This is a genomic window from Stenotrophomonas sp. C3(2023), assembly GCF_032911385.1.
Classification (GTDB): Bacteria; Pseudomonadota; Gammaproteobacteria; order Xanthomonadales; family Xanthomonadaceae; genus Stenotrophomonas.
In genome coordinates, this window is the sequence record NZ_JAWJLO010000027.1 from 1 (window position 1) to 219 (window position 219).

The window sequence follows — 219 nt, forward strand, 5'->3', positions numbered from 1 at the left end:
GGGCCGCCGATGCCAAACCCCACCATGTACAGGGCACGGGTTTTCTCGGCCGACAGTCCTTGGTCCTTGACCACGTCGATCGCATCGATGCTCGACATCGCCAACTGCATGTACGCCAGCGAGCGGTCGATCATCGCCTCGGCAGATTCGTCCTTGCCGGTCACCGCAAAGGTGATCACCTGCTTCATGTCGCCGGTCACGAAGTCCTTGATCGTGTCA

General features: G+C 60.3%; 1 pseudogene. It reads right to left on the reverse strand.

Going from position 1 to position 219, the window contains the following annotated elements:
- Window positions 1–219 (reverse strand): annotated as a pseudogene (locus RZA67_RS16460) (type VI secretion protein); the annotation flags it as partial.